Origin of the sequence: Thermomonas sp. (assembly GCF_025993755.1) — a bacterium.
Classification (GTDB): domain Bacteria; phylum Pseudomonadota; class Gammaproteobacteria; order Xanthomonadales; family Xanthomonadaceae; genus Thermomonas.
Genome location: NZ_JAMQHN010000061.1, coordinates 1 through 8,915, shown reverse-complemented (window position 1 = coordinate 8,915; position 8,915 = coordinate 1). Strand labels below are relative to the sequence as shown.

The window sequence follows — 8,915 nt, the reverse complement described above, 5'->3', positions numbered from 1 at the left end:
CACCGCACCGCCCTGCGAGAAGCCGGCCAGCAGCACGCGCTGCGGCGGAATCCCGCGCGTGCCCTCGCGTTCGATCAGGGCTTCGACCTGCGCCACAGACGCATCGACGCCGTCCAGATCGGCGCGATGGGCCAGATCGCCGGGGTCGAACGAGCGGATGTCGTACCACGCCCGCATCCGCGCCCCGCCGTTGATCGTCACCGCGCGCGCCGGCGCGTGCGGGAACACGAAGCGCAGCGCCGGCCAGTCGCGGCGCACCAGTTCCGGCACGATCGGCGCGAAGTCGTGGCCGTCCGCCCCGAGCCCGTGCAGCCACAGTACGCACCACTGCGGATCAGGGCCGGTTTCGTGTTCGACGGTGTCCAGCAAAGTGGGCGCGTTGTTCATCCGGACATTCTAACGGCGGTCGATGCGGCGGCATGCGGCTGATTGATTCCGGAATGGCGCCGACGCAATTCCGGAACCTGAGGCTGGCGGGCATACTCGGGCCATGGACGCCGTTTCCCAATCGCCCGCGGTCGGCCGTTTCGTCGGCATCGTTCCCGACCTGCTGACTGCCGCGTTCTGTGCCGCCCTCTGGGTGTCGCCGTTCATGTTCGGCGTGGACGCCGTGAAGGGCGTGATCCTGGCGATGATCCTCGAATTCATCCTCATCCACGCCACGGCGTTCCTGATGTCCATCGCCTTCGCAACGGACCGCACCCGCGCCGGCCGGATCGTTTCCTCGCTGTCGCTGACCGCGTTCTACCTCCTTCTCGTAGCGTCGTTTTCGGCGCTCTTCCGGTCCTGGTGGCCGATCGTGGTGTTCCTGTGGCTGTCGGTATCGAAGATCGCCTGGGTCCTCTCCGACCCCCGCGAGCGCGAAGCCGAGCGCAGCCGCCAGTCCGACGCCTGGATGTTCTCGGTCGCCGCCTACATCGTCACGGTCGTCGCCGGAGTCGTCCTGCCCCTGCCTGCCCTTGGGCTGACACCCGAGGCGGTTGCCCGCCTCGGGTTGCCCGGGACAGGGCAGTGGATCGAGCATCCGCAGGCGGCGCTGTTCTCGATGGCGCTCTATTACCTGGCCAGCGCCTGGTACAAGTGGAACTCGGACACCCGGGGAATCGTGAACCTGATCCGGTCCTCGCGCTCCGGTGGGTGAGCCGGGCGCACGCACCGAAACGGAATCCGTGGCGTGCGTCGCGGAAACGATCGAGTGAATCAGGGCTCAACGCATTCGGTCGTCGTCGCCAAGATCGCGGCGCCAGAGCAGCAGGGCTGCCAGCAGGAAGACGAGGCTCCAGAAAGCGTGTGTCAGCCGCCGGCAGGTACGGACGAACGGCAGCCGGTATGTATTGCCGTGGTTTGGCATCGCCATGTTCATGGCCGGTCCTGAACGATCGGCCGGGTGCGAAGCGGGGAGAGAGGCGTCATGCGCGCAGCCTGCGCCCGGCCCGGTAAGGCTGGCTCAGCCGAATCTCAGGCGTTCGTTAATATGGTCTGGTTCAAGCTGTCGCATCCGGTATCCGCGTTGCCCATGCCCAACGGCCTTCTTCCCGCATTGCGCGTACTACTGGTCGAAGACCAGCGCGATATCGCGGCGAACATCTGGGATTTCCTCGAACGCCGCGGCTACGAGATGGATCACTGCGCCGACGGCGTGTCAGGGCTGGCGCGTGCGCTGCACGGGGACTTCGATGCGATCATCCTCGACCTCGGTCTGCCGCGCCTGGATGGGCTGGATCTTTGTCGCCGCCTGCGCGAAGCCGGACGGGGCGTTCCGGTGTTGATGCTGACGGCGCGTGACACGCTGGAGGACAAGCTGCGCGGCTTTGCCGAAGGCGCCGACGATTATCTGGTCAAACCCTTCGCGCTTGCGGAACTGGACGCGCGCTTGCGCGCACTGTGCCGACGCCGGCAACCGGCGGACGCTTCTTGCAGCCATGCCGGGCTGTCCTTTGATGCGCGCACGCTGACGGCACAGCGTGAAGGCCGGCGAATCCCGCTCACCCGGCTGCAGGGCGCACTTCTTGGCGCATTGCTGCAGCAGGCGCCTCGAATCGTCACCCACGCGAGCTTGATCGAGACCGCCTGGGGCGAAGGCGGCGCCGATATCGCGGCTTTGCAGAACCAGATCTACGAGTTGCGCGGCCTGATCGACAAGCCGTTTGCCTCGGCACTGCTGCAATCGGTGCGCGGCGTCGGATATCGGCTGGTGTCGACGGAATGAGCCGCCCTTTTCCGCTGCGACTGCGTTTCGCACTGCTGGCCATGCTGCTGGGACTGGCGCTGTCCGTGCTGGCATCGCTGGCGCTGATGGCGGCTGCGGAAGAGTACGAAAGCATCGTTTCCGACGAAATTCTGCGCGGCCAGGCCGACGATTACGCGCGTGAACTGTCCGCCGGCATGCCCGCTGCTCTGCCGCAGACCCGGCGGCTGCGCGGCTACCGCATCGACGACCCGGCCCTGCCGCGCGCCTATGCGGCGCTTCCGCCCGGAATGAACGAGGATCCTGCCGACGAGGACACCCATATCGGCGTGTTCGACACCGCCGTGGGTCGGCTGGTGCTCGTCATCGATCTGGGCGATATCGAGGCATCGGAGCGTCGCCTGCACGCCTGGATGTTGCTGGTGACCGTGCTCGGCACCATGCTGTCGGGCTGGCTGGGCTGGCTGTTGGCCGGACCCGCGCTCAAGCCGGTGCGCGCGCTTGCCGAATGCGTCGAGGCGCTGCCGGTGCAACCGCAGGCCACCGCGCTGGCCACCGGCGTCAGCCGCGACGATCTCGGAAGACTGGCGCGGGCCATCGACGGCTACCAGGCGCGGCTGGTGGATGCCGATGCCGGCGAGCAGGCGTTTCTCGCCGATGCCAGCCATGAACTGCGCACTCCGCTGGCGGTGGTGCAAGGGGCGCTGGAAGTCCTGCAGGACGATGCCTCCGCGTCGGCGGCGCAGCAGGCGCGGCTGGCGCGGATCGAGCGCGGTGTCGGCGAGATGCGCCGGTTGCTCGAGGCGATGCTGGCGGCGGCGCGACGCAAGCCGCTGCAACTCGAAGCCATCCCCGTACGACAGCTGCTGGAGGACGTCGCGGACATGGCACTGTCCGATAGATCCGCGGGCACGATCACCTTGGACGGCGATGGCACGCTGCAAACGGATCCGCGCGAAGCCGTGCTGTTGCTGGCGGGGCTGGCGCGGGGATTGCTGCGGCAGAGCGCTGGCGGCCACCTGCATCTGGGGCTTGAAACCGGGATGATCCACATGCGGCTGGTTGCCGAAGGCAGCCCCGCCGCTGCTTCCACCAGCCTGCGTGCGGATACCGGCACCGGTTCGGCGCTGCTGGATCGCCTGGCCGCGCGGCTTGGCTGGAAGGTTCGGTTCGATTCACCGCATCGGGTATCGGTAGACACCCGAGTGGAAGGATGCACTCCATGAACACAGCGGCAATGCCGGTTTCGGGAGGCCACATGACGGGAAGCTGGTTTTTCTGGGCGCTGCTGTCTGCGGTGTTCGCGGCGCTGACCGCGATCTTCGCCAAGGTCGGACTGGTCGGTGTGAATTCCGACTATGCAACCCTGATCCGCACTGCGATGATCCTGGTCGTGCTGGGTGCGTTCGTCGCGGCTACCGGGAAGTGGAGCGATCCGACGGCCTTGTCGTGGCGCGTCTGGCTGTTTCTCGGCCTGTCTGCGCTGGCCACCGGCGTGTCCTGGGTCTGCTATTTTCGCGCGCTGCAGATCGGCGATGCCTCGCAGGTTGCGGCGGTGGACAAGGCCAGTGTCCTGCTGGTCGCGGTGTTTGCGGTGCTGCTGCTGGGCGAACGCCCCGCGCCGCGCGACTGGCTCGGGATCGCGCTGGTCGCCGCCGGGGTGATGGTGCTGGCGTTTCGCCGCTGAAGTCGTCGTGGCCGTCCGAGCTGCAAGACCGCCGCTGGAGCGCAGCAGCGTGATGCCCCCGTTCACGGTCTCGATTCCGCCCGTCACGCTGGAACCGTTGAGCTGCACGCCGCCGTTGACGGTCTCGATATGTCCGCCAATCCGGCTGCCGGAACCGACTTCGATCCGGCCACAACACTTCCAAAAGTGAAATGAGCCTGTAACGACCGGATTTGTGGTCAGGCGGCGGCAGTTTTGTGGATCAGGGCGAAGACGCCCAGGTCAAGTCTTCAGGCAAGCGCTCAATCGCGGCGCGTCGCTTTTGGCACGGGGCTTGATTAGCACGTCCAGCATGGCGATGTTCCAGGTGGTGCGGTAGACGACGGTCGCGAAAACCGCAGGCTCCTGGGGGTCCAGGTAATGGACGGAGCTCGAACGCTTGCGTCCATGCCCCTGCGACTCCCAGTCGATCGATTCGGCGAACACCGCCGCGCCCTCGGCCACGGCGGTCATCGGGTTGACCTCAAGCGACGGCTCGATCCCGAGCGCGGACGCCACCCTGTCGCGCAGCGGCTTGTAGTGCGCCGGCCCGCCGATGAATACCATCCGCTCGACGTCGCCGGGCTGCAGGCCGGCCTTGTCCAGAGCCTCGCGCGCGGCGGCGATCGACTCGTCGAGCTTCGGCGCGATCAGCGCGTCGTAGCGGGCGCGCTCCAAGGGAATGTCGAGAAAGACCTCGGCCCCGGCACGGTCGCGGACGCCCAGCTCGGTTTCCGACAGGCTGATCAGCGTGTCGTCGCGCTGGGACAGCTCGATCTTGGCCTTCTCCGCCGCCCAGGTCGCCATCCGCAGCAGCGGCCGGTAGCTTGGGTCGGCGGCGAAATCGGCGGGCAGATCGAAGTGTTCCAGCAGCCACGGCTGGACCACCTGGTCGAACAGGGCAAGGTCGAAATCGCGCCCGCCGCACATGGCGATGCCGCCGTGGGCCAGCAGGTTCACGTGGCCCGCGATGCTTTCCGCGATGGCGATATCCAGGGTGCCGCCGCCGATGTCTTACACCACGAAGGCGCCGTCGCTGTGGCGCTGCTGCATCACGCTCATCACCGCGGACACGGGTTCCTGCATCAGCGCGACCCGGCCGATCTCCGCACTGGCGGCCGCGGCCAGCGTCGCGTCCTTCTGCATCTGGTTGAGCGCGGCCGGTACGGTGATCACGGTGCCGGTGTCGCCCCTGGTGCGCACCTCCTCGGGCAGGTAGCCGAACAGGGTGCGCAGCACTTCCGCCGAACAGTCCTCCGGCGACAGGGTCAGGTTCACGGCGGGCAACTGCACCGGCGTGGCGGTGCCCATCAGCCGCTTGAACAGGACCGCGGCGCTGTCGGGGTTGCGCGCCGCGTTGTTGTAGGCGCGCGCGCCGACGTACTTGTTGCCGCGACGGTCGTAGAAGATCGCCGAGGGCGTGACATCGTACTGGTCGGGGCTCTAGTACAGCCGGACGGACGCGCCGTCCCAGGAGGCGATGGCGCTGTTGGTCGTGCCCAGGTCGATTCCGATGAAGTTCACGGCGACAGCATTCTCCACAGCAAAACCGTGCCCGCACGACGCAAGCCGGTGGGTCCCATGATGACCGGTTCGAGCATCTGGTCCACCGCCAACGCCTCATCCGGCCCGAAATCGCCGAGGTTCAGCGCCGACACCGCCATCCAGGGGTCGTACGGCTGGCCCTCGACGTCGACCAGATGCAACCCGTTGGCCGCCAGACCGTCCTCGATCTTCTTCTGGAAAGAACGCAATTGGCCGAGATAGCGGCCGGACTCCCCCGCATCCAGCTTGCCGGCCACGCGCGCAAACAGGCGCGAGAAGCGCCAGCTTTCCACCGCCATGTCGATCAGCGAACGCTCCAGCGTTTCCAGATTCGCGTCCTGCTCGATCATGGCGCCCTCGGCATCGTCGTGCGTCGAATAGAACCGGATTCTATCGGCGCGGCGGGCGAGAAGAACGCAGACGCAGATCCGGCGCCTGTTCCGCTGCGGATCAGTGCGTCACCGGCTTCGGGTGGGCAACCCGGGCCGCCGGGTCGATCACGAGGGTCACTTCGCGTTCGAACAGCAGCCGTCCCTCGACCGTGGCATTGGCTTCGATCGTGACCTTGGGAGGCTTGGATCGGTTGAACCATCCGTGCGGCTTGCGCACGATCAGATCGCCGCGCACCACGCTGCCGCTGCCGATGCGCAGATCGCCATTGACCGTCTCCAGACTGCCGCCGACGCTGGAGCGAAGCAGCGTGATGCCCCCGTTCACGGTCTCGATTCCGCCCGTCACGCTGGAACCGTTGAGCTGCACGCCGCCGTTGACGGTTTCGATATGTCCGCCTATCCGGCTTCCGGAACCGACTTCGATCCGGCCATTGACGGTTTCCAGCCCGCCGCTGGCCGTCACCCGCGACCCGAGGGCGATGGCGCCGTTGACGACCTCGGCGCTCTTGAAGCTGGCGCCGTCGTCCACCCGGATGGCGCCATTGACCGATTCCAGCTCGCCCGCACGGGCCCCTGCCGGAACGTGGATGGCGCGATTGACGGTGGACAGATCGCCCAGTGGCGCCGCGGTTGCCGGAGCTGCCTGCGTGAAGCCCCAGGCGGGCGCGAGGGCGCCCGTGGCTAGGGCAAGACCGATGAGCCAACTACGCATGGACAACCTCCTCGGCAACGACGGCCGCAAGGGCTGCGGGCGTTTGCGCTGCGAGTGCCAGTGTGCGGTTCCGCCACGCACCGATCAATCCGGAGCAGCCCGCTTTCGTCGCAGCATGCGTGGTTTCGTCGGACGGGGCTTTCAAGTCCCGGGCGCCGGGCCTGCACGCCAGGCCGAGAGCCAGCTGCAGAAAACGCTGCACTTGTCATGGACACGCCGGTCTGCTGGTGTCTGTCCTTCGTCGAATGATTTCAGAGGTCACCTGCCGCACGTCCGCAAAGCGCTGTCTTCGGAACGCAGTGGCGCCGACGGCAGACAAGCCCGACAATGCGCCTGATGGACGACGACGGGCAAGCGACCACTCTGACCGCCGCATCGTGGCTCGCAGCAGCACCTGCCGCACGCGTGCAGGCGTTCCAGGAGGCCTATGCTTCCGCCTATGCCGAACTCAAGCGGCTGGCGCGCTCGCAGCTGCGGCGGATGGGGCGCTGGTCGGAAACGACGGTGTTGGTCAACGAGACCTTCCTCAAGCTGTGCGCCGGCAACTCCCCCGCGCCCAGCGAGCGCGGGCACCTGATGGCGCTGGCGGCCTGCGCGATGCGCCAGGTGCTGGTGGGTATGGCACGCCACGCCAACGCCGGCAAGCGCTCCGGGATTCACGTCACCCTGGACGAATACCACCAGGACGCCACGCGTTCCGCCGAGGAAGTCCTCGCGCTCGACGCCGCGCTGGAACGGCTGTCGAGCATCGACCTGCGCGGCGCACAGATGGTGGAGTTGCGCTATTTCGGCGGCTATACCGAAGAAGAGACCGCGACCATCCTCGGCATCAGCGACCGCACCTTGCGCCGCGACTGGCGGCGCGTTCGCGCCTTCCTGCAGGCCGAGTTGGACGCCGCAGATGGCGTCTGAGCAGAGCGCGCGCGCGTTCGCGCTGTTCGATGTGCTGGTCGAACTCCCGCAGGAAGAACGCGATGCCCGGATGCAAGCACTGCGCCGGGACGACCCTGCCCTATGCGCTGAAGTCGAGCGCCTGCTGGCGGCCGACAGCCGTTGCGAGAATTCCGACGACGCCCGCGACCGGCTGGCGCAGTGGGCAAGCCACCTGCTTCCGGACAACGCGCAGGCTCCACCGCTTGAGTCCGGGCAGATGCTCGGCCCGTGGCTGCTGCTGGCGCCGCTGGGCCAGGGCGGCATGGGCACGGTCTGGCTGGGCGAACGCGAAGGCGACGGCTTCCGCCAGCGCGTCGCGATCAAGCGGGTCGGCGCCGGCGTGGATACCCCCGCCGCGCGCGAACGCTTCCTGCGCGAACGCGGCATCCTCGCCCAGCTCGACCATCCCAACATCGCCGGTCTGATCGACGGCGGCGTCAGCGCGGACGGACAGCCCTACTTCGCGATGGCCTACGTCGAAGGCCAGCGCATCGACCGCTGGTGCGACGGCAGGCAGCTGGATGCGCGCGCGCGGGTCACGCTGTTCCTGCAGGTGCTCGATGCGGTGCAGTACGCGCACCGGCACATGGTCATCCACCGCGACCTGAAGCCCGACAACGTGCTGGTGGACGGCGACGGGCGCGTCCACCTGCTGGATTTCGGCATTGCCAAGCTGCTGGAGGAGGGCGTCGGGCTGGACGCCACCCGCGAACTGGTGATGACGCCGCAGTACGCGGCGCCGGAGCAGCTGCAGGGCAAGCCGGCCACGGCCGCCACCGACATCTATCAGCTCGGCCTGATGCTGCACGCGCTGCTGGTCGGCGGCCATCCCTTCGGCGTCACCGCCGACATGCCGATGGCCAGCCTGCTGCGCACCCTGGACGATGCGCCGCGCAGCCTGCGGCAAGCGGCGCGCACCCTCGTCGACGACGAACTGGCGCGGCGCGGCGGCAACCGCAAACGCCTGCTGCGCAGCGTGTCCGGCGACCTGTCGGCGATCGTGGCCACCTGCCTTGCGCAGGCGCCGGAACAACGGTATCCCAGCGCCGACGCGCTGGCGCAGGACCTGCGCCGCTGGCTCGACGGCCAGCCGGTGACGGTGCGCAGCGCCTCGCGCGGCTATCGCCTGCGCTGGTTTGCGCGCCGCTACCGCTGGGCGCTGGCCGCGGTGCTCGGCATCATCGTGGCGCTGGTGGTCGGGCTGGGCCTGGCCGTGCAGCAGATGCGCGAAGCACGGATGCAGGCGCAGCGCTCGGAGCAACTGAAGAACCTCGTGATGTCGGTGTTCCGCGAGCAGGACCCGCTGGAGCGCGGCAGCAATGCCCGTTCGCCCGCACAGGTGGTCGCCGACGGCATCCGCGGCCTCACCCCGCAGCAGTTGTCCGATCCGGCGCTGCGCGGGGATCTGCTGAACGACCTCGGCGAAATCCAGGGCAGCCT

9 protein-coding genes and 2 pseudogenes are annotated in these 8,915 nt (G+C 67.9%); 6 read left to right on the top strand and 5 right to left on the bottom strand.

Annotation, left to right across the window (positions count from 1 at the left end; genetic code table 11):
* Positions 1-387: pseudogene (locus Q0X16_RS04430) on the bottom strand (carboxylesterase); the annotation flags it as partial.
* Positions 388-490: 103 nt separating this feature from the next.
* On the opposite strand from Q0X16_RS04430, the gene Q0X16_RS04425 reads away from it, so the two are divergent.
* On the top strand, positions 491-1,141 hold the full coding sequence (locus Q0X16_RS04425; RefSeq protein WP_297831061.1) for a hypothetical protein: 651 nt from the start codon (positions 491-493) through the stop codon (positions 1,139-1,141).
* A gap of 66 nt (positions 1,142-1,207) precedes the next feature.
* On the opposite strand, the gene Q0X16_RS04420 is transcribed toward Q0X16_RS04425, so the two are convergent.
* A complete protein-coding gene (locus tag Q0X16_RS04420) occupies positions 1,208-1,363 on the bottom strand; it encodes a hypothetical protein (protein ID WP_297831058.1) in 156 nt (51 codons plus the stop codon).
* Between the two features lie 153 nt (positions 1,364-1,516).
* Here Q0X16_RS04420 and Q0X16_RS04415 point away from each other — a divergent pair, with 153 nt between their 5' ends.
* From Q0X16_RS04415 to Q0X16_RS04405, 3 genes are read left to right on the top strand one after another with little or no spacing between them, the layout of a single operon-like run.
* Positions 1,517-2,209 (top strand): response regulator transcription factor, encoded by a 693-nt coding sequence (locus Q0X16_RS04415; protein ID WP_297831056.1) that lies wholly within the window; start codon positions 1,517-1,519, stop codon positions 2,207-2,209.
* Positions 2,206-3,414: a HAMP domain-containing sensor histidine kinase gene (locus Q0X16_RS04410; protein WP_297831053.1), complete on the top strand. Its 1,209-nt coding sequence runs from the start codon at positions 2,206-2,208 to the stop codon at positions 3,412-3,414. Before Q0X16_RS04415 ends, Q0X16_RS04410 begins: the two co-directional genes overlap by 4 nt.
* Positions 3,411-3,875, top strand: coding sequence for an EamA family transporter (locus tag Q0X16_RS04405; RefSeq protein ID WP_345780275.1), 465 nt, complete (start codon positions 3,411-3,413; stop codon positions 3,873-3,875). Before Q0X16_RS04410 ends, Q0X16_RS04405 begins: the two co-directional genes overlap by 4 nt.
* A 261-nt stretch (positions 3,876-4,136) precedes the next feature.
* Here Q0X16_RS04405 and Q0X16_RS04400 read toward each other — a convergent pair.
* The 3 genes and pseudogenes from Q0X16_RS04400 to Q0X16_RS04380 form a co-directional block, all read right to left on the bottom strand.
* Positions 4,137-5,306: pseudogene (locus tag Q0X16_RS04400) on the bottom strand (Hsp70 family protein); the annotation flags it as partial.
* A 107-nt stretch (positions 5,307-5,413) separates the two neighbouring features.
* Positions 5,414-5,788, bottom strand: a complete 375-nt coding sequence (locus Q0X16_RS04385; protein ID WP_297831047.1) for a hypothetical protein — start codon at positions 5,786-5,788, stop codon at positions 5,414-5,416.
* A 100-nt stretch (positions 5,789-5,888) separates the two neighbouring features.
* Positions 5,889-6,542 carry a hypothetical protein gene (locus Q0X16_RS04380; RefSeq protein ID WP_297831045.1) on the bottom strand — a complete coding sequence of 218 codons (654 nt, stop codon included), beginning with the start codon at positions 6,540-6,542 and terminating at the stop codon, positions 5,889-5,891.
* Positions 6,543-6,878: 336 nt separating this feature from the next.
* Here Q0X16_RS04380 and Q0X16_RS04375 point away from each other — a divergent pair, with 336 nt between their 5' ends.
* Both Q0X16_RS04375 and Q0X16_RS04370 read left to right on the top strand, forming a co-directional pair.
* Complete coding sequence (locus Q0X16_RS04375; RefSeq protein WP_297831042.1) at positions 6,879-7,454, top strand: ECF-type sigma factor; 576 nt, start codon at positions 6,879-6,881, stop codon at positions 7,452-7,454.
* Positions 7,444-8,915: serine/threonine-protein kinase (locus tag Q0X16_RS04370; protein ID WP_297831039.1), on the top strand; the 1,472-nt coding region annotated here is incomplete at its 3' end. The genes Q0X16_RS04375 and Q0X16_RS04370, both read left to right, overlap by 11 nt.

Excerpts from the sequence above, each read along its gene's own strand:
- Q0X16_RS04375 (WP_297831042.1), top strand. The coding sequence starts at position 6,879 with ATGGACGACGACGGGCAAGCGACCACTCTGACCGCCGCATCGTGGCTC.
- Q0X16_RS04420 (WP_297831058.1), bottom strand. The coding sequence starts at position 1,363 with ATGAACATGGCGATGCCAAACCACGGCAATACATACCGGCTGCCGTTC.
- Q0X16_RS04415 (WP_297831056.1), top strand. The coding sequence starts at position 1,517 with ATGCCCAACGGCCTTCTTCCCGCATTGCGCGTACTACTGGTCGAAGAC.
- Q0X16_RS04425 (WP_297831061.1), top strand. The coding sequence starts at position 491 with ATGGACGCCGTTTCCCAATCGCCCGCGGTCGGCCGTTTCGTCGGCATC.
- Q0X16_RS04380 (WP_297831045.1), bottom strand. The coding sequence starts at position 6,542 with ATGCGTAGTTGGCTCATCGGTCTTGCCCTAGCCACGGGCGCCCTCGCG.
- Q0X16_RS04410 (WP_297831053.1), top strand. The coding sequence starts at position 2,206 with ATGAGCCGCCCTTTTCCGCTGCGACTGCGTTTCGCACTGCTGGCCATG.
- Q0X16_RS04405 (WP_345780275.1), top strand. The coding sequence starts at position 3,411 with ATGAACACAGCGGCAATGCCGGTTTCGGGAGGCCACATGACGGGAAGC.
- Q0X16_RS04385 (WP_297831047.1), bottom strand. The coding sequence starts at position 5,788 with ATGATCGAGCAGGACGCGAATCTGGAAACGCTGGAGCGTTCGCTGATC.